The following is a 22466-nucleotide window of genomic DNA, read 5'->3' as shown; positions in this document are numbered from 1 at the left end:
AAGTCGTTATACATCTAAAATCTAGCTTTAGACTTTCACGTCTATAATAAACTGACCCCAAAACTCAATATTGCTTCTCTGAATCCTGCATTCCGAATAGTCAATTAAGTTTTAGATCACAGAAAACAGTTCTGAAACTTTACTGATTTTGAGAATAAAACTGGTTTTGGGACTAACTAGTCAATAAAAAAGATTTATGAAAATACAGGTTATTGCGGCCCCAATTAGCCGCAACTTTCCTTGAAGCCTCCTGTTATTTGGGCGGCTCTATTCAGTAGTTCCTTGAGATCATATAATCGGCGATCTGAAGGAGAAGTTCTTTTTCCGGGCAGTCCCGCAGGGCGTCCAGTTTTGCTTTGCCTTCATTGATATACGAAATTGCAAGGTTCTTCACATAATCAATTGACCCACATTCGGTTAAAATTCGGACGGCTTCGTCGGTTTCTTCCTTAGTAGCTTTCCCTTTCCCGAAAATATCCAGTTTCACACCTTTTTCAAAAGCATCGATTACAATAAGAGTATGTTTCCCTTCCATAAGGTCGCTACCTCTTACTTTTCCAAGAACTTCCTCCGGGGTGACCATATCCAGAACATCATCATACATCTGGAAGCCAATCCCTATAAGGCGTCCGTACTCGGATAAAGCTTCAGCAAGTTCATCAGAAGCTCCTCCAAGAAGAGCCCCTATCTTGGCTGCAGCAGCGTAAAGAACTGAAGTCTTTTTTTCCACCATCTCGATGTATTCTGATTTACTAACCTTTTCCCTTTTTTCAAAATCCATGTCAAGCCACTGGCCTTCGCAGATTTCGGTACAGGTTTTTGAGAGGACGTCCATACATTTTAAAATTCTTACAGGCTCATTTTCAACTTTAGACAGAATTTCAAAAGCTTTGGAATACAGCGTGTCACCTGCAAGAATTGCTCCGGCTTCACCCCATATCATATGGACTGCAGGTCTTCCTCTACGAATATCATCCCTATCCATTATGTCATCATGGATCAGAGTGAAATTATGTACAAGTTCCACGGCCACCGCTGCAGGTAAGACCGATTTGAGGTTCGAGCCTGTAGCTTCAGCTGCCAGAATAAGAACTGCGGGGCGGAGGCGCTTTCCTCCTGCATCTACCAGGTAGCGAGAGGCTTTGTACAGCTCCTCGGGATGAGCTACCGGAAGCAGTTCATTAATTGCGGCGTCAACATGGACACTTCTTTTTTTGATTTCATCAATTAACATCATAAACATCACGAGGTACGGAATAAATTTCCTATACAGTTATTCTTCTATATATAACACTTCACCATTTCTGAGAAGGTGTACTGTATCTCCGAGTACATACCCGGCATCTTCCGCCATCTCGATGTAGTGTCCGTGCATCTCCATATCCCCATGGGCAGGGATCACATGTTCAGGATTCACCATACGCAGAAGTTCCCAGTGGTCTTCCCTGTATGCATGCCCTGATACGTGCACATTATCATAAATCCTGGCTCCCCGCATCTTGAGCTTAGTCTCAAGGGCATAGCGGTTAGCCTGAGTCATGGGACTCGGGATCACATTTGCAGAGAAAATAACCCTGTCTCCTGGCTCAATTGTATACGGAGTTTCCCCGTTCGCAATGCGCACAAGTATGGAGCCTGGCTCTCCCTGGTGCCCGGTGACGATTGGGAGATACTTGTTCTTTCCTTCCTGTATAATTCTTTTGAGAGCTCTATCCACATCCTTCCTCTGGCCGTGCATTTCGACATTGGAAGGTAATTCCAGATAACCAAGATCTCTCGCAGCCCCTACATAGCGTTCCATTGAGCGCCCCAAAAGTACGGGAATCCTGCCCATTTCCCCAGCCGCTTCAATAATTGCTTTTAGCCTGGGGATGTGGGAGGCAAAGGTGGTAATAATCATCCCGACTTCGGATTCTTCTGTACCAAGCAGCACATCCCTGACCATGTCCTTTGCGATCTGTTCCGATGGAGTTTTTCCTGAACGCCCAGCATTCGTGCTCTCTACAATCATTGCTACAACTCCTTCCTTCCCGAGGGCCTTGAGGCGCTCGAAATCAGGAGCTTTACCCATTGTTGGAGTGCGGTCCAGCTTAAAGTCGCAGGCGTAGAGGACCGCTCCAACTGGAGTGTGAACTACTGCAAGCACACAATCAATAATACTGTGCTGGACATTGATGAACTCGATAGAAATATCCTCCGTAACTTGGTAAGTTCCTCCAGCATTCAACGGAATAACCCTGTTGCAAACCTCAAACTTGCGTTCTGCCTCGATCTGCTGTTTGATAAGGGCCGTTGTATAGGGTGTAGAGATAATTGGGGCATTATACCTGTGGGCAAGTTTCGGAATTGCACCTATATGGTCAAGGTGCCCGTGAGTGCAGACAATTGCCCGGACAGTTCCATTGATTTCTTTCATAATTGTATCATCAGGAATTGCTCCCATCTCGATAAGTTCGAGAGAATGCATTTTGTCAATTTCAACATCCTCATGGATCTGAACCCTATCGAGTCGAAGCCCCATATCCAGAATGATAATATCTTCACCTACAATAACCGCAGTCATGTTACGGCCCATCTCATTGTAACCGCCGACTGCAACAATTCCTATTTCAGTCATATTTTTACCTCTTATTCATTTTTATCCTTGTGAAACCCCAATCCTCAGAAGATGGATCAGGTGATGACCTTGAAATTATAGCCGCGATGTGAATGATACAACTGGTATAGAATCTAACATAGAATCAGCCTTAAAGCAGCCATACCCAGATTTTGTTCGCAGGAAGAACTCCACCCCCGATGAGACGAATCAGGCTACATCTCTTGTAAGAAGAATTCTTTTAATATATCTGTTTCAATACAGATAACCAAATGCCTGTCAAGCACGCTCCAGAATTGTCCCAGGACTGCTTTTAAAATCCTCTTTTCTTAGATACACATTTCTTCAAAGGATTCTACCCTTCCAGATTAAGCGAATTCTGCTATTACTTCAATTAACAAGAGCCTTTACGTATTCTTCTCTTATTGGCCAGTATTTCTTAAGAACCTGATTTTCAATCAATCCTGTAAAGTAAGATTTCTACCTTTAAAATGCTTTGAAAATATCCAGTTTTCTATTCTAGCCGATTCTTCTAGAGCTTATGCAGCAATATGCTTTGTTATAAATGGGGTTTTTACTCCTGGTTTTATTCCTGGTTTATTATGGTTTATTTCCGACTTATTCTAATTTACTCTAATTCTATCCCTGCTGCTTCTCAATAATCCATTCTATCTGGTTTATTCCTATCATGAGAACTTCACCAGATGATTCTAACCTCACCAGGCGGTTCCGGAGTCAACAATTATCATAATTATTTCTAGTCTAATAATACAATCCCTTCATAATAAGTAATTTCAGCATGAATAACTGTGAAATGAGCTCTTTTACTTAATTGATTTTACAGCAATTCTATGAAAATTATTCCTTAGTTTAATCGATGTTTATCGACTTTTTAGTAATTTTATGAAATTAACTCATGACTTTCATTGACTTTACAACAACTGATATCTGGCAGTTTATGAATCTGAAGCAAATTCTAGTGTAATTGCTACTAACTCCAGAAAGTTCAGGTCGAACCCAATGCTTGTCCGTATAGTCCTGAGTCAGTTTTTCAGGATTAGGAAATACGGATCACTTTTCATATTAACGACTTATTCCCAAACATTACTTCATATTATGTATAAATATTGTTGTGGAACGAATCTTCTAATTAATGTATCTGGTATTATATCTTACCGGTGTAATCCGAATTTTAATACAGACTGGATTTTAATACAGATTACAGGTATAAGTGTAGCCGAATCCTGTGCTATGTGTTAGAAAGCGTTTCATGCTACGGCATCGTCTTTTACGTTAAAGCCGCGCTGTTCCAGATATTCAAGGGTCCAGCCGGTAACAACCACTGGTGCGTTACGCAGATCCTGTATATTTGCACAGCCGCAGAGAAACATTGCAATCCTTAATTCATCCAGCATGCGGGAAAGGACTCTGACAACTGAATCTTTTCCTTCAAGGGCAGGACCTACAAAAGGCAGGGCTGCACTTGCCGCACTGGCTCCGAGAACAATGGACTTTGCGATATCTATCCCTGTCCTGATCCCGCCGGTTGCGATAATTGGAAGAGAGACCCTTGACTCTATAATGCTAGCAACTGTGGGAATTCCAAAGTCCCAGAAAAGTTCTCCAAGATTTTCGGAGGCAGAGTCTCCACTTTCCCTGGCCCGGTAGACCTCAACGCCTGCCCAGCTCGTACCTCCCGCACCTCCTACATCAATTGCAGACACGCCTGCTTTCTGGAGAAGAAGTGCATCTTCCCTTGAGATCCCGGCTCCTGTTTCTTTAATGATTACTGGCGTGCCCAGTACGGAGCAGATTTCTTTAATCATATCAAGGCAGCCAGTGGCATTCCTATCCCCTTCTGGCTGGATGGCTTCCTGTAAGAAGTTAAGGTGAATGGCAAGGGCATCGGCATCGATCATTTCTATGAGTTTTTCAACTCCGTCAACCCCATATTGGCGAATCTGGGCAGCGCCCACATTTCCGTATATAAAGGCATTCGGAGCTTTTTCCCTGACAACCCTGAAAGACTCTTCTTGGGCAGGGTCATCAATTGCAGCCCTCTGGCTTCCAACTCCAAGCCCTACCCCCAGCTCCTCGGCCGCAGCGGCAAGGGCAGCATTTACAGGAATAGTGTCAGGATGCCCACCGGTGATCGAAGCAATCAGAAAAGGAGCTTGCAGGCGTTTTCCAAGAAAGTCTATAGACAGGTTCAATTTATCCATATCGAGTTCCGGAAGCGCCCTGTGGATCAGGGTCACATCCTCAAAGCCCGCACTGACTTTTCGGGATTCAACCGGGCTTTCAGCACATAAATTCAGGTGTTCGATCTTTCGCTTTGAGGTCGTGCTAATCATATTTCATACCCTTTTGTCCGGACTGATTATGGTTCCCATAGATTCCCCATTTAAGAACCGACGTATATTATCTTCTTTCCCGGCATTGAATATATATGATGTAATACAAGACGTTTTGCTAAGTTCCAGAAGTTCCTGCACCTTCCCGAGCATGCCGCCCGTGACATCGGTACTTCCCGACCCCTTTATGTAACGCTCGAAATTCTCAAAAGTTTCCGGAGTGATCTCTGGTACGGTTTTTCCGTCATTATCAAGCACTCCATTCTCTGCCGAGCCTAATCCGAGCCGGGTAATCTTGAGTTCTTTTGCAAGATAGGGGACTATCTGGTCTCCTGAGAGCACGCACGCTCTGAGTTCGAGATCCATAACAACATCTCCGTGCAGCACCGGAATGAGCCCGTTCTCGAGCATGAGCTTTATGTTATCAAGGTACATCCTCTCGATTCGCCCGTTTCTGCAAATTGTACAGCACATAGGATGTACGGCTATAGCCCGGACTCCGTACTCATTTAGAGCATCTACCACCCTGGATGCAAGTCTCTTGACAGACTCATGTGTTACAATTGCTCCTTCAGGGTCAAAAACCCTGCCAAGACTATATTTTTTAGCGTAGGTGTGCCCAAAAGAACCTGCACCGTGTACAATAATCATTTTTCCCCGGTATTCGGAAACTTCCTTTGCAATTCTCAGGAGGGCATCCTCTCTTACAACCCCTTGATCTGCGGTCTTGTCAGTAATGACACTGCCCCCAAGTTTCAGAATAACAGGTTCGGTTGAGACATTCATGCTATATCACTTAATACCTTTTTAAAGCTTCCAGCTTCCTTTATGAATAATGCGAAATTACGAAATAAGACTCCAAAGGGATCAGGGTTTAAGTTGCTCATTCTAACTTTAAGCCCTGTTCTGTTGGTTTTGTTATGATTGCTTTACCCCCTACTTCTGAGATGGCTTCAGCAACCTGTGTACATTTGTCAGGTGCTGTAAGGGCAACCATACATCCCCCACCTCCACCTCCTGTACTCTTTGCTCCAAAAGCTCCAGCTCCCCGAGAGGAGTATATTAACTTAGAGAGTTCAAAAGTATTTACTCCAAGTGCGTCCAGAAGGCCCTGGTTCACATTCATAAGTTTGCCAATTGAAGAGTAATCTCCTGTCTGGAAAAAGGGTTCTGCGGTCTTGGAAATTCTTCCAATAACAACCATTAGAGGCTCTATAAGATGTGGATAACTTTCACGGAGTTTTCTCACATTTGTTACAAGCTCTTTTGTAGAAGCGAAAACTCCTGTATCCCCAATAACAATCCCGCAATCAGGCGTCTTCAGCTTCCTCCTATCGGGAATGGTCACAACCCCTCCGAATGTAGAAACATAAGTGTCAGTAGGACTTGCGGCCCCTTGTACCTGAATTTCTATTTCATGCCCCATTTTAGCGATTTCTTCTAGAGAGAGGCCACAGCCAAACATTTCATTGAGCGCACCTATACTTGCAATCGTAACAGCGGCAGATGAACTGAGTCCCGAGCCCACAGGAATCTCAGAATTAACTCTCAAATGAACACCATCTATTGGTACTATTTCCCTCATTTTCTCAATGGCTGCGGAGATATAAGGATGTTTTTCAAAATCAATCCCTGTTCGGCCAATTTTCGACCGAATTATTATAGAGTCACATAATTCCACCCGCACACGGGTCCTTAATTCAATTGCACATCCTATTGCGGTTTCTCCGTAGACAACCGCATGTTCTCCGAAAAGATAAATTTTCCCGGGGGCAGAACACGAAATCATATTACTCCTCTGAAAAGTTCAAATTTGATTGAAACAGGCAAGCAACCAATTTATATCTGAATCTGAAAGCTAATTTGCTTTTGAATGCAAGGTGAGTTTATTTGAATGCGCCGTTAATTTGTTTCCGAATGCTAAAATACTTTGTTTTGATGTTTAACCTGTTTTACAAGCCTATGATAAGTAGATAACGGTAAAAACCATAAAAAATTTATTTGGGGGTCGTAACTCTCCCTGATCTTTTAATTAAAAACGAGTATGCTCCGTTTCCGCAGAATTTTTCCTACTACCTAATAATTGCGGAATTTCTTTTACTCCACAATAATCGCGGCATATCCTACAACTGCATTCATATCTCCGGAAACCTCCCCGCTGTTTGAATAGTTAAGCAGCTCAGCCCGAGTTGCACCAAGCTTCTTTGAGGCTGTCAACATCGCAGAAATAGGACCATATCCGCATACGGATGCATTTCTTCTATAAAGCCTTTCATAGATTTCTGAAACATCCAGATTAAGGATAGCTTCTATGATTTCATTATCTGTCTCCCTTGCAAGGTTTGCAGGCTGATAATGAGTAAAATCGCTGGATGCAATGAAGGCTACTTTTTTCCCACTTTCTGAGACAAGATCGGCAATAAGGTTTCCCACCTCAGTTGCTGTTTCTTCGTCCTGCATACCTAGGCAAATAGGAAGAATCCTGAAATCCTGATCAAAGCGGTATTGAAGGAAAGGAAGCTGAACTTCGATCGAATGCTCGTATCGGTGCCCAAGCTCATCCGCATCAACAATACTTCCTGATAGCCCGTCTGCAAGTTCCCGATCAACATCAAGAGTTCCAAGGGGAGTTTTCCAGGTATCTGTGGATACCGAAACCGGTGAACCATATCCTGTATGGTTGGGACCGAAAAGGACATATGTGTCAGCTTTGGGAAGAGCTGCATAGACGTGTGCAGCAACTCTCCCTGAATAGACATATCCTGCATGAGGGCAAACGGCCCCGAGGATATTTTTTTCCCGGATCTCCAGACCTTCAAAACATTGCTTAAGTTCTTTCTCCAGATTTTCAGGACGCAGGGGATAGAACTGCCCTGCAACCGCTGGCTGTCTCATTTATGATCACCCATATAAGATACGGGTCATTTTTATATATCCTTGCAGTCTGCAGGGCTGCCTTTGGAATCAGAGAGGTGTTTCGAATTCGGGCAACTCGTAATTGAAGGGAGTGCCATTAAGCCGGGAGACTTCCCTTGCAAGCAGCCAGTAGACAAGGGAAAGAGCTTTTCTACCTTTGTTGTTTGTGGGGATTACAAGGTCCACATTTGAAATCAGATTGTTAGTATCACAGAGTGCTACAACAGGTACTCCGATGCTTGAAGCTTCCTTTAGTACCTGAGCATCGCCTGCAGGGTCAGTTACGATCACAACATCAGGCTCAAAGAAACCGTGGATCTGAGGGTTTGTAAGTAAGCCTGGGATGAACCTTCCGAGCATTGCTCTTGTGCCTAATGACCTGGAAAACATCCTTGCAGGATGCTGCCCGTACTGCCTTGAAGAAACCACAAGGATCCTTGAAGGATCATAGTGAGACAACAATTTTGCTGCAACTCTTATTCTTTCGTCTGTTGACTGAATGTCAAGTACATATAATCCGTCAGTTCTGACCCTGTATACGAAACGCATCATATCCTGGGTCTTTTGCTGGGTGCCTATGTGAACACCTGCTGCCAAGTATTCGTCAATCGAAACAAGAGATGTAGAACCTTCTTTAGTAGAAGCTGCTTCATCCTCTGTTTCTACAGGTACAGATCCGGTTTTTGCTGCGGCTTCCTTTTCAGGTGCAGGTTTTGCTTCAGCCACGACATCTTCTTCAGGCAAAGGCTGTTCGTTATTTTCCTCCTGCCCTGTCTGCTCAATTTCCTCCATAAAGTCACCTCATAATATAGAATCAACAATAAAACACATTCAATATCTGAAAATGTATCCCACTGCGTTTTTAACTGGTTTTACGTTTGACCGTAATAGGAATAACTCCGGCCTTCAACTCTTCAATAGCAAGATTAAGAGGGTCCAGCCGCCCGTCATCTTCAACAAGGACAGGAGCTCCCATTGCAATTTGCAATGCTCTTGCACCTATGATCCGTGCACGCTCGAACCGGGTATACTTTTCCTTGACCAACTGATCACCCTGAAATTTAAAAACGCTCCGATGAATTCTGATAATTGAGAATCATGATAAGTTTGATATTTATAGTACCATGCCTTAAAACCAGCACCCTGGAAATCGGGAAATGGGACCGCTGAGATTCGAACTCAGGTTCCGGCGTCCCGAACGCCGAAGGATGGACCAAGCTACCCTACGGTCCCTTACTGGTACGGCGAAAGCACATCAACGAGTTCAACATGGCTTAGAATCATTCTGCGACAGCAGTAGCGGGTGATCCCAAGATCATCCAGCACTACGGCAGCATCTTCGCCATCATTGACACGTCTTTTGTACTCATCCCAATAGTTTGAGATTACTTTTCCACATGAGAAACATCGGACTGGGATCATAGTCTTACCTGTAAGATTTCTGGTATTTAGCCCTTGCTCCAGGCCCACCGAAGTTCTTTGATTCTTTCTGCCTGGAATCGCTTACAAGTAAATTACGGTCGTAGCTTGCGAAGTTATCTCTGATGATTGTGTCATTTGTCCATTCCACAATACCTCTGGCAACTGCGGTCCTTACCGCATTAGCCTGCCCGATAATTCCGCCGCCCCGAACATCTACATTAATGTCAAGTCCGGAGACCACTTCATTTCCTGCGATCAGCAGAGGTTCTGAGATCTTCATCATTACAAGCTCTGGAGTATATAGCTCGAGCGGAACTTTGTTGATCCTGACCTTCCCGGTTCCTTTTGTGACTGTTGCACGTGCAGTTGCAGTCTTGTGCTTTCCAGATGAATTAACTACTTTGACCATGAGGACTCACCCTTTAGAATTTTGAACCCATTTTCTGGCTCACTTCACCAAGCTCAATATATTTACTGGAGCTCAGAAGCCTCATATCGGCATCTGCAATTGTGATTGTTTCAGCGCCCTTGAGTTCAGAGGGAACGCCTACATAGACTTTGAGCCTGGACATTGCGTCCCTGCCTCTTGCTCTCTTATAGGGCAGCATGCCACGGATAGTCCTCTTAAGGATGCGTTCCGGACGCTTCGGGAAGTAAGGCCCAAATTCCGTAGCACCTCTCTCCCGGGTTTCCCGGTATTCTTTGAGGGTGGTCGCCCTTGAGCCAGAAATTACGGCTTTTTCAGCGTTTACAATATATATCTCTTCGTCTCCTGAAAGCAACTGTTTTGCAACTGTACTTGCAAGACGTCCTAGAATAAGCCCATTTGCATCGATAACCGTCATATTTAACACCTCAGCGGAAAATCCTGATACAGGACCCTTTCGGATTTGCTTCCATTATCTCTTCGAGACTCAGGCACTTTCCACCGGCTTCAGTGATCTTCTCAACTGCGGAGCCACTGAAGGTTAAAGCCGCAACAGTTACAGAGTGGTCAAGGAGACCCGCGCCCAGAACTTTTCCTGGAATAAGCAGAACATCGTCCTCTGCCGTGTGCCTGTTGATCTTACTTATATTCACAGCCGCATAGTTTCTGGACGGCATCTCAAGACGTCTCGCGATATCCTTCCAGATGGGGGCAGTGTTTGTATTTGCCCTCTCTTTCAGGGTAAGAATCAGAGAAACGATTCTTGGATTTGTTTTTCTTGTCAGTTTTACCAGTGATTTTTTACCCAATGTATGTTCCTCCGCAAGATTAGTATAAATCTCACTCACGCGGAAAAAAATTCCCTATCGCGTTCGAACATCGCTAGAGCTGCTCCTTTGGAACCTGAATCCAAAAGCAGCAAATTTAAAGAACAAGCGATTAGTTGGAATTGGTATGATGTGAATAACATTTCTAGTACATAAAGATTATGTGCATCACCAGTTCCATTTGCAAGAATTCCAGATAATAATCTTTATTCGTCTCTACTATTTTTTTGTTTCTGTGTACTCATAACCTCAATATTCGTTTTACTTATTAATGAGCTCATCCCAAAACCAATTTTATTTTCAAGTTATGAAATTTTTAAATTTGTATTTCATGAGTTATTTTTCGTGATCTGAAACCTTATTGATTATTCAGAATACAGGATTCAGATAAGTAATTTTGAGTTTTGAGATCAGCTCAATTAGAAAATTTGCTTTCCGAGTTAACCGATATAGATGGGATTTATTAGAAAGAAATCCCATTTTTATAATATTAAACAAATTATACCACTTGGGGAATAATCAGTGTTGGGGAAGTGGGAAATCTCGCATACAATTAGAGTATCCGATCTATGAGCAGGCTGCAAATGAATATAGACTTCCTTATGGGCATCACTAAATTACTGTGCCTGGTACGAAATATGAAAAATAAACGAATGAGGAGCGAGTGATACTATTATGCCAACAGTTATTCAATACCTTCTGGATAGATTAAAGCAACTGGGAATAAGAGATATTTTCGGCGTGCCAGGAGACTTTGCGTTTCCTATCAATAATGCCATATGTGATGATAAGGAGCTTCACTGGATAGGCTGCTGCAATGAACTGAATGCTGCTTATGCTGCTGACGGTTATGCTCGTATTAAAGGCATATCAACGCTATCTACTACTTTTGGCGTAGGCGAACTTTCCACACTATGCGGTATAGCAGGCTCTTACGCGGAGTACAATCTGGTGTTCCATATTGTCGGAATGCCGAAAATGCAGGCACAGAAGAAACACGATATAGTGCATCATTCGCTGGGAGACGGAGAATCTAGCATATTTATGGAAATGGCTACGCCAGTAGTATGTGCGAGTACAATGCTTACTCCGGAGAACTGTGTTCAAGAAGTCGAGCGCGTTATCGAAACAGCCCTGGAGAAACGCCGTCCTGTTTATATTGCAATACCTCACGACTATGTGAATGCAGATATTTCATCCTTCACGGCACCAAAAGAAACACCTGTAAAAAGCGATCCTGCAACTCTTGAAGAGGTAGTTTCAATTATTGAAGGTAAACTCTCGAAAGCAAAACAAGCCTGTATTATGCCGGGTTTTCTTGTTGACCGATTTGGACTCAAGGACCTGGCCCTGGCTGTCATTAATGCTTCAGGCTTACCTTATGCTACTATGGCTCTGGATAAATCAGTTCTTGACGAGACTAATCCCTCCTACATGGGATTATACATTGGACAGCTTATGAATCCTGAAATTCGGGAATTTGTGGAATCCTGCGACTGTATCCTTGCTATAGGCACCATCCTGTCTGACGTTAACATGGGCATGTTCACGGCTAAGCTGGATAAGTCCCGAATTATCAATATCATGCCTTCCAGTGTCCATATAGGGTATACTGATTATATCAATGTAAAAATGCTTGACGTACTGGAGGAACTCGCCAGAAGACTTAACAAACGTACCGATATCAGGGGCCCTGTTGCCATACATCCAGCCATTCCAGAAGTAAATGCTGAAGATCCAATAACGGCTGACTATTTATACGCTAAGTACGCGGAGTTCTTTAAGCCCGATGACATAATTATAGCTGACTCAAGCTCATCCTTTTATGGATTACTACCTCTGTTTTTACCAAAAGGAGCTAAGTTCGAGAGTGAGATGCTCTGGGGAGCAATTGGCTGGGCTACTCCCGCGTCCTTTGGCACTGCACTTGCTGCACCTGACCAGCGAGTAATTCTTATCACTGGAGAAGGATCACACCAGATGACTACTCAAGAGATCAGCCAATTTTATCGCTATGGTTTAAAGCCTATCATCTTCGTGCTGAATAATCACGGCTATCTGATAGAAAAAATGTTGTCTGAAAAATTAGATTACTGCTACAATGACCTTGCAGAGTGGCAATATTATAAATTACCAGAGATACTAGGTTGCAATGATTGGATAACGAGAAAGGTTACTACCTGCGGTGCCCTTGATAAGGTCATGAGAGAGCTGAATAATGCTAAAACGGGTGCATACATAGAAATAGTTACGCCAAAACTATCGGCTCCTCCGCTTATGGAAACAATTCACAAAAACTTGTAAAAGGTACAATTTAAGTCTATTAAGGAGTTAGGGAAAGTTGTTTTTTCAGACAACTTTTCTCCAATCTGTTTGAATAAAATTAAACTTCCAGAGAAAGCTGTGACTTTTCTTCTGTTTAAGTAGTTGCAGAAATCTATTAATAAGATATGCCGAGTACCGACCTCGAAACCCTGTCATAAATTACCGAAATATCGCACCCGAACTTTTTTGCTACAATAAGGGCTACGACCCGGATATCCACAAGGTAGGAAAGCCGGTCCTGCATGAAATTAATTTCGGAAACAAGTTTTTGACGGTTTACCCCGGTATCTGCGGAGATAAACTCCAGAATCTGCTCGAAGGAAATTTCTTCTTTTACCGAAACTTTCCCTCCTGAACTTTTCTCGTTTTCAAGAAAATTCTCCGACGGCTTGAAAGCATGTGGAATCCGGATACTATCCACATCAAAACCGGGTACAAGAACCCCTGCTTTAAGTATGAGATAGCCTGCTTCAAGGGCTTTTTCCTTTACTTTTGAGGCAGTTTTTGGGGAAAACCATTTCAGGTCAAAAGCCAGAGAATACTCAAAATCTTTTTCCGAGAGAGAAGCTGCAAGAGTTTTTTTAAAAGGAACGGAGACTACGCGTTTAAGTTCTTCCATTAACTGCACCCTTAGAAATTGGTCTGGCAAGGAGGGTCTAATCTGATATTTAGTATATAATATTAATTATGTAATATTACGCATTTAATTATATTGTGTATTTAATAATATTATAAACAATATTAGGCATATAATATAAATTTAAGAATATAGAGAGTGTGATGTAGAAGTTTGAGATGAAGAAGTCTAAAATCAAGAAATTCAAGACAAAGACTCAAAAAATTAAAGTCTCCGGCTAAGTTTTTTCCATCTTAAACTTCTGCCGGAGTAAAGTCTTCCTGAACAGGAAAGTTTAGAGTGTCACAAGTTTAGCATCAAGGATTCCGTCGACTTTGCGGACTTCCTCAAGGATTGGATCAGAAACTTCGGAGTCTACGTTAAGAACCATCATGGTCACGCCTCCGATTTCTCCTCTGCCAACCTGCATACCTGAGATATTGATATTGTTTTTACCAAGCACGAGACAGCATGGTCCGATAACATTGGGCCTGTTGATGTGTTTGGCAAAAATCATATGGCCTGCAGGGAAGATATCTACTCTATCATTATCAACTGCAACAATCTTTGGCTCGTCCCCAACAACTGTGCCTGCAACCAATTTCGTCTGCTCATTGCTGCTAAGCTTAATACTGATAGTTGAAGAGTATTCCTCAGAAGATTCGGATTTGCTTTCCACGACTGCAATTTGTCTTGATTTTGCAAGGGTAGGTGCATTAACATAGTTTACTCCAGAGCCGAGAGCCATCTCAAGCAACCCTTTAAGAGCAGAGACTGTAAGAGGTCTTGTATCCTTACCGGAAATCTCTCCATTGTATCCAATTTCTACCTTTTCGTAGTTTCCGTCTACGAGCTGCCCTGCAATCTTGCCCATAATTTCCGAGAGCCTGATGTAAGGAGCAAGGACTGCCATAGCTTCCGGCTTTACCGAAGGGATGTTGATTGCATTCTTTGCAGGCCCGCCTGTAAGGACAGATGTTACTTCCTTTGCAATGTCTACTGCCACATTGACCTGAGCTTCCTGCGTGGAGGCACCAAGATGGGGTGTTGTTACAACGTTGTCAAAATTCAGAAGAGGGCTATTAAATGGAGGTTCCTCGACAAAAACGTCTATCGCTGCGCCGCCCACTTTTCCACTTTCAAGAGCTTTTGCCAGGGCTTCTTCATTGATGATGCCACCACGGGCACAGTTGAGAATTCTGACTCCGGGTTTCATCAGGGCAAACTGCTCTTCATCAAGGATATTTTTAGTTTCTTTAATAAGAGGTGTGTGCACTGTGATATAGTCGGCTGCTTTTGCGATTTCGTTAACTGTAGCTAACTTGACACCAAGCTCGGTAGCCCGCTTTTCGGAAATAAAAGGATCATACCCCATAAGGTTCATTTCAAGCCCTGAAGCCCTTTTTGCGACTTCGGAACCTATTCTTCCGAGACCTATAATTCCCAGGGTCTTGCCTTTGACCTCAACGCCCGTGAATTTACTGCGTTTCCATTCTCTGGCTTTCAGGGAAGCATTTGCCTGTGGGATGTTTCTGGACATTGCCATCATCATGGCAATTGTGTGTTCTGCTGCCGAAATCATATTGCCTTCGGGAGAGTTAGCCACAATAATGCCTTTCTTTGTAGCTGCATCCACATCAACATTGTCAATTCCGACCCCGGCTCTCCCGATGATTTTCAGGTTGTCGGCAGCCTCGATAATCTTCTGGGTGACCTGGGTACCGCTGCGTATTACAAGAGCATCGTAATCTTTGATTTTTTTCACCAGCTCGTCTTCGGAAAGCCCGGTGGAAACGTCAACCGTAAAGTGTTCTTTTAAAATCTCCAAACCTTCATTGGAGAGTGAATCGCTGACCAATACTTTCATGTCAATTTCTCCAGATCAATACGATAAATATGAGATATTAAATTTTAACAGAGAATACCAATTAACCTAATCACACTTAAGCGTTATCACACATATTAAGAGCTAATTCCTTCCAATTTTATCTTTACCGCAGGTTTTCTTCCCTGCACGATTCCCCTACAAGCCCTGTAAATCCATCTTCAGTTACCCTACAAGCCTTATTATCCCTATCTTAGGTTCGTAACACTGCCCGCCTGCAAGCAAGAAACGGATAACCTCTTCTACAACCTGCTCAGAAATGCCCCGTGAGGCCGCAGCACCCATAAAAGCTGAGTAATCAACTCCTTTGCTTCCGCCCATTTCCCTGAGCAATTCAAGCACGAATTCCTTCTGATCAGCTTTGGCGTCGGTACTGTTTCCGGAATCCAGATCCAGGGTTTTAAGGCCCTCCCTGATGGAAGCCCGAAGGAGTCTTGCAAATTCATCAGGAGAGCGCTCCCGTTCAAGCGCAATGGCAATTCCTTCCGTAAGCTCGGAAGAAACGCCTTTCTGCAGAAGGTATTCCCTAAGTTTCTCTCCACGATATCCGCTGGTCAGAGCATCCGAGAAGGCTTCAAGTCTCTCAACGGTCTGTTCTGCGGTATCCACGACCCATCTGTTGCGAATTTCCTCATCCACTACATTTACCTCTTCAGCCCGAATCGAAACAAAAACCGATCCGAGTTCGGGTTCGTATGTCCTGGCTTTCCCTGTAAGGGCAATGAAAGCAGGAACTTGTACCGTTGAAAAGAAGATCGAAGCCTCAGGCTGGTACTGCCCTGCATATACCGTAAAAGCCCCTGTGGGATCAACTATTCTGGCTTTCCACATCTCACTCTGTGTTCCGATGTTGTCAAGTTCCGTGATTACTCCAACCACAAAAACACGATTGAGAATAAGCCCCAAAGGACTAATAAGCAGGTTTGGGGTTTTTGAATCTGCAGCTTCCGAGTCCGAACGTTCGGATTTTTCAAGTTCTCTGCAGGCTTCGAATTCTCTTGCAAAAACTCTTTTTGCAACCTCTCGTTTAAGCAAGCTCGATTCCTCCCCCTGAAACCTGTGAATTTTTATCCGGTACATTCTCTTCATCCGGCCCGAGCCTGCGAAGGAGTTCAACCACCCTCACTGCAAGATCATCTTCAGGTACCCAGGCATTTTCAGCTACAAAAGAAACCCCAAATTCACTTTTTGAAGAATTTCCGCGTACTGCAAGATAGCGGCCTGTAAGAAAACGCCTTAAATCTTCATAGACTGCATCTTTTGAGACATCCGAAAACATCAGCTGTTCGGCTTCTTCAAGAGTTTTTCCATAGATAGTTTCCGCAAGTTCCCTTGGGAACATAACTGACATGGAACCTGTTCCGTCATCCAGTATGGCTTTGATCCGCATATCCCATATGCCTTCGACCTTCCCGTGCACCCTGCAGTTTCCTTTTTGGATTACACGACTGCATTCAGGGCAGCGGGAGATTATACCTGAACCGGGCCTGACTGAAACCAGGTTGCCTGCTACAGACACGTCAAACATGCTGTCTCTTGAACCTAGCTCTTCGATTTTGATTGGGACAGGATCTTTTGCTGCGGATTCAAAAGTAAATGCAAGTTTTCCGGCCTCTTCGGGCCCGACCGAAGAAACTTTTGTGCTGCTCAAGATATTTACCGATGGCATTCCCCTGAACATTCGCACCTGAGCTCCCTCGATTCGGATAATACTTCCGATATCAATACCAGGCAGCTCAATCCAGGCCGTAAAAGGAAGTCTGCCGGTCTCGTCTGCAAGCACGCCCGAGATCATTCTTGACTGGCGCCCCTTTACAATGGCTTCCCTGCGAGAAAGCTGAAGTACACAGGCTACAGTATCTACGGAAAAGTCCACAGCTCCTATGTCAATTAACTTTTTTTTATAGCTTGCTGAAAGTTCGGACAAGGGAGGAAGCGAAGAGTCCGAAATTTTCGACACAGGAGACTGTTCCCCTATAGAAAGCCTGATTCTGTTTTGCCAGATGCGGATATAGGCATTTTTGATGTTAACCACATCCCCAATCGAACCTGGCAGCTCTTTCCAGGAAGAAAACAGAACTGACCCGGTTTCGTCCGCAAGAACACCGGTATAAAGTTTAGAAGGTTTTTCCGGAGCTCCTGCCTGCGGACGGATTGATTTTTCCCCGAGATCCAGAATCCTGCCTGTAAGTTCAAAATTCTTAAGATTAGCAGACAGATCTTTTACTTTCAAAACTTTCCTTTTTCCTCCGAATTTGCGGAGAATACTCTCTTTTGCAACATCAGGCGGGACACGAAAAGCAATGAGTTTATCAAACTCTGCCCGGATGCCAGTCTTTTCAAGGTCTCCAAGCGCCCTGGTTAACTCTTCAAGGTGGGGCGCAATCTTCTCATACATTTTTAGGCCTCCATTCGAGACAATAATAAAACAATAAAATTTCAATGTAATATCAGATTTTACAGTATTTAAGGCTTTAATTGAAGATTAATTTCCTCTATCGTAGAGGATATTGAACTATTATTTAAGGATAGCTGTTTAGAATTTTTGATTTCCAAAGGTATATTAATTTAGGGATAAAATTCCTTTCTTGACAAAGTATTAAGAGAATTAAGAGAATTTTTTACTAAAAACCAATAAAAACCTAAAAAAGGAAGGCTTTCCTTTTTCTAAAGAGTTAAACCCTGACTAAAGAAAACGGAAACTTCAAAATGTAAAGGAAGAACTAGTATGAGAAGAATAAACAGACAGAATTTCAGAGCTTTTAAGCTGACAGCACTTGCGATTACTCTGGCAGTTCTCTGCACCTGCTCTGCCTCTTCGGCTTCGAATTTAAGGGTAAGTTCGGCAACTGAAGGAGACTATATCTCTATACAAGCCGCAATCGATGAGGCAGAAGCAGGAGACACGATTTTTGTAAGCCCTGGAACCTATGTTGAAAATCTCAAAATAAATAAGCAAGTCCAGATCTGGTCGGAATCAAGAAAGCCAGAAGATACGGTGATAAGGGCAGCCGATCCCACGAAAAGCGCTATTGAAATCAGCGTGGATCAGGCATCTTTCAGCGGGTTTGCCATTGAAGGCTCGAAAAAAGCAGGGATCTTGCTTACAGGGGTTAAAAGCTGTTATATTAACAACAACAGAGTCCAGGGAGCCGAATACGGCATTCTTCTCAAAGGTTCCGATAACAATACCATAAGTAACAATCTCATTACCCTTGAAGAAACAGGAATAAGGCTCGAAAGCTCAAACTCAAATAATATCCTTGACAATTCAATTGCCTATAATTATGGTCCAGGAATCTCCCTTGAAGAAAGCAGCAGGAATTATATCTATAACAATTACTTCAAAAACGCCGAAAATGTCGAAGAAAAAGCCACAAACTCAGAAAATATCTGGCAAAGTCCCCTCAAAACAAGACAGAATATCGTCCGGGGTCCTTACATCGGAGGAAACTTCTGGGCCGACCTTGAAGGCAAAGGTTACAGCGAAACCGGTGTGGACAAAAATAGCAACGGAATTTGTGATACCTCATATAACATCACAGGCGGAGGAACCGATAAGTACCCGCTCTACCCCAAAGTCCCAAATGCCGTTAAAGCCCTTGAAAGCAGCTTGAATACCAGTGCTTATGAGCAGGGCCTTGCCGACAGGGAGAACGCAACCAGTTCAAAAGCCACTGTAAACGAAACAAAAAAAGCTACAGAAACGGCAGCTGAAAATGCTACAGATGAAAATGCTACCACTAAAAATGCTACCAATGAAGAGGCTTCAGGAGAAAAAGAATCGCCTGGCTCTGGACCTGGAATTGTGGGGCTGGCTATAGGAGCAGCCTATTTTATAAGGCAGAACAGATGAAGAAAGGGAAATTAAGATATAAAGCCGGGAAAAATACGAGAAAATGAGAGTAATGAAAGAAGTTGAGACAAAGTTGAGAACAAGCAGAAAAAGTCAAGAAAAAGTTGAGAGATAGTTTCAGAGGAAGTCGAAAAGAAGTCGAGAAAAAAATAGAGAGAGTATAGGAGATAAAATCGCGAAAAGGATAGCAGATCTCGCGGGTCGTTAACTAAAATGTGTGAAAAATGGCCGTTCCAAATTTCTGTAAATAAGAGAACGTGTCCATCTTTTCAAGATTAGATAAGTGATCATGAACCCCTTAGCTTTTATCTTTTTTCCCACTATCCCTTGGTCCCAGTTTTTTCTCGTGCTTCAATTCAGGTTTTATTTGTTTTCAGAGTATATCCCCGGTCTTGTGTTCGTTGTTACTTTTATGTAGTTTGTTTTAGTTGCAGTACTACTGCCTGCCGCATTGCTCACTATAAGTGTAACTTTATAGTTTCCTTCCTGTAAATACTGATGTTTTGGATTTTTTTCTGTCGAAGAAGCTCCGTCTCCAAAAGTCCATTTCCATGCAGTGGGAGTTCCTGTGCTACTATCAGTAAAACCTACATTTAATGGCGCCTTTCCAGAGGTTGGAGAAGCAGAAAATGCAGCAACAGGTAGTTCTGGTTCCTCTTCTGAGATAGTACCCATGTAGATATCTGAATCCCTATAGCGCCCATATGTCCACACTATCCTGTTACTATAGATTGAAGGATCGTATGCTAATCCGCTGGTAGTGATCTGAGTTTCATGGGAGGTAGAGAGATCGTACATATAAAGATCTGGGCTTCCATTGCGATAATCTTCCCAGACGATCCTATTACCGTAGATCGCAGGATTGGATGCTGATCCACTAGTGGTAATCTGAGTTCCTTTAGAAGTGGAGAGATCATACATATGAATATCCCCATAATCTCCATTGGGATTCAGCCACACAATCTTATCGCCATATATATCAGGATTTACTCCTTCAATAGTACTATCGTTTTTTCCATCAGTAATCAAAATTTCAGTTTGAGTGGAGTTGTTGTACATATATATTTGGGGGAACCCATTGCGTCCATCCTGATATACTACCCTGTCACCGTATATAGCAGGATTAAATGATGACCTCCAAGTGCCGATTTGAGTTATATTGTGGAGGTAATGAGTAGAGATATCGTACATGTAAATATTGACGGTATCTGTGCCATGTTCCCATACTATTCTGTTACCATAGATATCATGGCTGCCCGCGTTACACGGTGGTATAGTGATAAGAGTTTCCTTTCCCGTGGAGAGATCATACATGTAAACATCATGGGAGCTAATATATCGGTCACCGTCTCTGTGTCCATTACGCCAATCTACCCACACTATCGTGTTACCGTAGATTACAGGATATGGAGGTGATCCACTGGCACTAAATTCAGTTTCCTCTTCTTGCTTGGAGAGATTGTACACGTGGATGTTGGATGCATATCCATTACTGTAGTCCTCCTCCCAAACTATTTTATCGCTGTAAATATCGGGGTGAGTCGCTATTCCACTTGTGGTGATTTGAGTTATATTGATATTGGGCGAAGCATTTTTCTCAGTAGCTGCGGATGCCATAGACGAAAAAAGTATTAAAACTAAAACTAGAGCTGCTGATGCTAAGGCTAGTGAATATAATTTGTTGCTATTTTTCATTATCCTACTCCATTGTCTTTAGTTCAATTTTTTTCATAAAAATACGTTAATATTCTGGAATACATGTCAATTTTTAAACTTTCTCTTTTAAATCTCAGCTTTATAAAAATCACATAATTTGGAAGATTTCGCCCAAGAGAAAAAGCAGATAAAAGCTAATCTATGTAGAAATTCCATATTTTAGCACAAAAACATAAAAAAGAACTTTAAAAATTTCAAATTCGCTTACAAAGAATTATAAAGTTTGATTCTGAAAATTACTCACTGAGAAACTGCATATAGGCAAATGGCTTTCAACTCTGATCATGAAAGACAAAAATGATTTTTTATCATATTTAATGAATAATTCCCCCACTTCCCTTTTGTCTTGATCTTTTTTTTCTTTTTTCAATTCAAGTTCTATTCGTTTTCAGAGTATATACCTGGTCTTGTATTTGTTGTCACTTTTATGAAATTTGTCTTCGTTACAGTACTGCTGCCTGCAACATTGGTTACTGTAAGTGTAACTTTATAGTTTCCTTCCTGCGAATACTCATGTTTTGGATTCTGGTCTGTTGAAGATGCTCCATCTCCAAAACTCCATTTCCATGCAGTAGGAATTCCTGCACTCTTGTCAGTAAAGGCGACAGTTCGTGGTGCTTTTCCGGAGGTAGGTTTCGCGGAAAATGAAGCAACCGGTTTTGCTACTACTTTTATATAGCCTGCTTTTGTTACTGTGTTACTGCCTTTATCATTTGTTGCTGTAAGTTTAACAGTATAATTATCTGCTTTGGAATACTTATGGGTTGGATTCTGCATGGTTGAAGTTGTTCCATCTCCAAAACTCCATTTCCATGAAGTCGGATTTTCTGTGCTAGTGTCAGTAAATGCAACAGTTAATGGTACTTTTCCTTCGGTAGGTTTCGCAGAAAAGTTTGCAAAAAGTCTTGGGCCGACTTCCATTAATGCATCGATCCTGCCTGAACCATAATCATTATCCTTTCCTGCTGATCCAAGATCTACTGCTGTACTTTCTAATGCCTTCTGTACATCAGCAGGCTTCATAGTCGGGTTATTTTGCAAAAATAATGCCGCAGTACCGGAAACATGTGGTGTTGCCATTGAAGTTCCGGACCATGTATCATATCCACCGCCTGGAACCGTTGAAGTGATATCTACTCCGGGCGCAGAGACATCGGGTTTAATGTATGTTTGTCCATCAAGAGTAACAGGACCACGGCCGCTAAAGGCTGCTATTACATCGGAGGAATCTGTTGCACCTACGGTGCACGAATTGAATTCATCACCAGGGCATGAGATTGAGCCAGATCCAGGCCCTGAGCCACCAGCTGCTATAACAGGAAGTACACCTGCTGCCAAAACATTGTTTATTGTAGTTGTAAATGCCGGGTCATGTATTGATGATCCACCGCTGAAACTTATAATACGGGCACCGTTATTAACTGCCCACTCAAAGCCAAGAATACAATCAGATAAATATCCAGAACCATATGCATCAAACACTTTTGCTACAATCAGGTTTGTACCTGGTGCAACTCCGGTTTGTA

Annotated in this window: 20 protein-coding genes and 1 tRNA gene; 2 read left to right on the top strand and 19 right to left on the bottom strand. The window is 42.8% G+C overall.

Features of this window, described 5'->3' with window-relative positions:
• Positions 1-271: 271 nt before the first annotated feature.
• From BP621_RS05110 to BP621_RS05050, 13 genes are all read right to left on the bottom strand, one after another.
• Positions 272-1237 (bottom strand): polyprenyl synthetase family protein, encoded by a 966-nt coding sequence (locus BP621_RS05110; protein WP_292388387.1) that lies wholly within the window; start codon positions 1235-1237, stop codon positions 272-274.
• A gap of 36 nt (positions 1238-1273) precedes the next feature.
• Positions 1274-2617, bottom strand: a complete 1344-nt coding sequence (locus BP621_RS05105) for an RNase J family beta-CASP ribonuclease (RefSeq protein WP_292388307.1) — start codon at positions 2615-2617, stop codon at positions 1274-1276.
• Between the two features lie 1247 nt (positions 2618-3864).
• Complete coding sequence (gene fni, locus BP621_RS05100; RefSeq protein ID WP_292388306.1) at positions 3865-4950, bottom strand: type 2 isopentenyl-diphosphate Delta-isomerase; 1086 nt, start codon at positions 4948-4950, stop codon at positions 3865-3867.
• A 3-nt stretch (positions 4951-4953) separates the two neighbouring features.
• A complete protein-coding gene (locus tag BP621_RS05095; RefSeq protein ID WP_292388304.1) occupies positions 4954-5736 on the bottom strand; it encodes an isopentenyl phosphate kinase in 783 nt (260 codons plus the stop codon).
• Between the two features lie 97 nt (positions 5737-5833).
• Positions 5834-6739: a mevalonate kinase gene (locus BP621_RS05090; protein WP_292388303.1), complete on the bottom strand. Its 906-nt coding sequence runs from the start codon at positions 6737-6739 to the stop codon at positions 5834-5836.
• A gap of 308 nt (positions 6740-7047) precedes the next feature.
• A complete protein-coding gene (locus BP621_RS05085) occupies positions 7048-7845 on the bottom strand; it encodes an MEMO1 family protein (RefSeq protein WP_292388302.1) in 798 nt (265 codons plus the stop codon).
• A gap of 69 nt (positions 7846-7914) precedes the next feature.
• Positions 7915-8658, bottom strand: a complete 744-nt coding sequence (gene rpsB, locus BP621_RS05080; protein ID WP_292388301.1) for a 30S ribosomal protein S2 — start codon at positions 8656-8658, stop codon at positions 7915-7917.
• A 70-nt stretch (positions 8659-8728) separates the two neighbouring features.
• Positions 8729-8911, bottom strand: a complete 183-nt coding sequence (locus BP621_RS05075) for a DNA-directed RNA polymerase subunit K (RefSeq protein WP_048108139.1) — start codon at positions 8909-8911, stop codon at positions 8729-8731.
• 113 nt (positions 8912-9024) lie between these two features.
• Positions 9025-9099, bottom strand: a tRNA-Pro gene (locus BP621_RS05070).
• Positions 9100-9288, bottom strand: a complete 189-nt coding sequence (locus tag BP621_RS05065; RefSeq protein ID WP_292388300.1) for a DNA-directed RNA polymerase subunit N — start codon at positions 9286-9288, stop codon at positions 9100-9102.
• Between the two features lie 4 nt (positions 9289-9292).
• Positions 9293-9697: a 30S ribosomal protein S9 gene (locus tag BP621_RS05060; RefSeq protein WP_292388298.1), complete on the bottom strand. Its 405-nt coding sequence runs from the start codon at positions 9695-9697 to the stop codon at positions 9293-9295.
• Positions 9698-9710: 13 nt separating this feature from the next.
• The gene (locus tag BP621_RS05055) at positions 9711-10133 is read right to left on the bottom strand and encodes a 50S ribosomal protein L13 (RefSeq protein WP_095643854.1); all 423 of its coding nucleotides are present in this window, start codon (positions 10131-10133) and stop codon (positions 9711-9713) included.
• Positions 10134-10143: 10 nt separating this feature from the next.
• Positions 10144-10524, bottom strand: a complete 381-nt coding sequence (locus BP621_RS05050; protein WP_292388297.1) for a 50S ribosomal protein L18e — start codon at positions 10522-10524, stop codon at positions 10144-10146.
• Positions 10525-11217: 693 nt separating this feature from the next.
• Here BP621_RS05050 and BP621_RS05045 point away from each other — a divergent pair.
• Positions 11218-12846 carry an alpha-keto acid decarboxylase family protein gene (locus BP621_RS05045; protein ID WP_292388296.1) on the top strand — a complete coding sequence of 543 codons (1629 nt, stop codon included), beginning with the start codon at positions 11218-11220 and terminating at the stop codon, positions 12844-12846.
• 136 nt (positions 12847-12982) lie between these two features.
• Here the strand turns inward: BP621_RS05045 and BP621_RS05040 are convergent, their stop codons facing one another.
• From BP621_RS05040 to BP621_RS05025, 4 genes are all read right to left on the bottom strand, one after another.
• A complete protein-coding gene (locus BP621_RS05040; protein WP_292388295.1) occupies positions 12983-13486 on the bottom strand; it encodes a DUF2240 family protein in 504 nt (167 codons plus the stop codon).
• A gap of 292 nt (positions 13487-13778) precedes the next feature.
• Positions 13779-15350, bottom strand: a complete 1572-nt coding sequence (serA, locus tag BP621_RS05035; RefSeq protein ID WP_292388294.1) for a phosphoglycerate dehydrogenase — start codon at positions 15348-15350, stop codon at positions 13779-13781.
• A 183-nt stretch (positions 15351-15533) separates the two neighbouring features.
• Positions 15534-16403 (bottom strand): RPA family protein, encoded by an 870-nt coding sequence (locus BP621_RS05030; RefSeq protein ID WP_292388293.1) that lies wholly within the window; start codon positions 16401-16403, stop codon positions 15534-15536.
• A complete protein-coding gene (locus BP621_RS05025) occupies positions 16396-17766 on the bottom strand; it encodes a Single-stranded DNA binding protein (RefSeq protein ID WP_292388292.1) in 1371 nt (456 codons plus the stop codon). Before BP621_RS05025 ends, BP621_RS05030 begins: the two co-directional genes overlap by 8 nt.
• Before the next feature lie 330 nt (positions 17767-18096).
• On the opposite strand from BP621_RS05025, the gene BP621_RS05020 reads away from it, so the two are divergent.
• A complete protein-coding gene (locus BP621_RS05020) occupies positions 18097-19224 on the top strand; it encodes a right-handed parallel beta-helix repeat-containing protein (protein WP_292388290.1) in 1128 nt (375 codons plus the stop codon).
• Positions 19225-19587: 363 nt separating this feature from the next.
• Here the strand turns inward: BP621_RS05020 and BP621_RS05015 are convergent, their stop codons facing one another.
• Positions 19588-20841: a PKD domain-containing protein gene (locus BP621_RS05015; protein WP_292388289.1), complete on the bottom strand. Its 1254-nt coding sequence runs from the start codon at positions 20839-20841 to the stop codon at positions 19588-19590.
• 477 nt (positions 20842-21318) lie between these two features.
• Positions 21319-22466 (bottom strand): S8 family serine peptidase (locus BP621_RS05010; protein WP_292388288.1); only part of this gene is annotated, 1148 nt, incomplete at its 5' end.

Origin of the sequence: Methanosarcina sp. UBA5 (genome assembly GCF_002505485.1) — an archaeon.
Classification (GTDB): Archaea; Halobacteriota; Methanosarcinia; order Methanosarcinales; family Methanosarcinaceae; genus Methanosarcina.
The sequence above is the reverse complement of the archived record's forward strand: the minus strand, read 5'-3'. Positions and strand labels throughout refer to the sequence as shown.

Coding starts and splice junctions, on each gene's coding strand:
- BP621_RS05110 (WP_292388387.1), bottom strand. CDS start 1,237: ATGATGTTAATTGATGAAATCAAAAAAAGAAGTGTCCATGTTGACGCC.
- BP621_RS05045 (WP_292388296.1), top strand. CDS start 11,218: ATGCCAACAGTTATTCAATACCTTCTGGATAGATTAAAGCAACTGGGA.
- serA (WP_292388294.1), bottom strand. CDS start 15,350: ATGAAAGTATTGGTCAGCGATTCACTCTCCAATGAAGGTTTGGAGATT.
- fni (WP_292388306.1), bottom strand. CDS start 4,950: ATGATTAGCACGACCTCAAAGCGAAAGATCGAACACCTGAATTTATGT.
- BP621_RS05020 (WP_292388290.1), top strand. CDS start 18,097: ATGAGAAGAATAAACAGACAGAATTTCAGAGCTTTTAAGCTGACAGCA.
- BP621_RS05085 (WP_292388302.1), bottom strand. CDS start 7,845: ATGAGACAGCCAGCGGTTGCAGGGCAGTTCTATCCCCTGCGTCCTGAA.
- BP621_RS05015 (WP_292388289.1), bottom strand. CDS start 20,841: ATGGCATCCGCAGCTACTGAGAAAAATGCTTCGCCCAATATCAATATA.
- BP621_RS05105 (WP_292388307.1), bottom strand. CDS start 2,617: ATGACTGAAATAGGAATTGTTGCAGTCGGCGGTTACAATGAGATGGGC.
- BP621_RS05090 (WP_292388303.1), bottom strand. CDS start 6,739: ATGATTTCGTGTTCTGCCCCCGGGAAAATTTATCTTTTCGGAGAACAT.
- BP621_RS05055 (WP_095643854.1), bottom strand. CDS start 10,133: ATGACGGTTATCGATGCAAATGGGCTTATTCTAGGACGTCTTGCAAGT.
- BP621_RS05025 (WP_292388292.1), bottom strand. CDS start 17,766: ATGTATGAGAAGATTGCGCCCCACCTTGAAGAGTTAACCAGGGCGCTT.
- BP621_RS05095 (WP_292388304.1), bottom strand. CDS start 5,736: ATGAATGTCTCAACCGAACCTGTTATTCTGAAACTTGGGGGCAGTGTC.
- rpsB (WP_292388301.1), bottom strand. CDS start 8,658: ATGGAGGAAATTGAGCAGACAGGGCAGGAGGAAAATAACGAACAGCCT.
- BP621_RS05060 (WP_292388298.1), bottom strand. CDS start 9,697: ATGGTCAAAGTAGTTAATTCATCTGGAAAGCACAAGACTGCAACTGCA.
- BP621_RS05065 (WP_292388300.1), bottom strand. CDS start 9,288: ATGATCCCAGTCCGATGTTTCTCATGTGGAAAAGTAATCTCAAACTAT.
- BP621_RS05040 (WP_292388295.1), bottom strand. CDS start 13,486: ATGGAAGAACTTAAACGCGTAGTCTCCGTTCCTTTTAAAAAAACTCTT.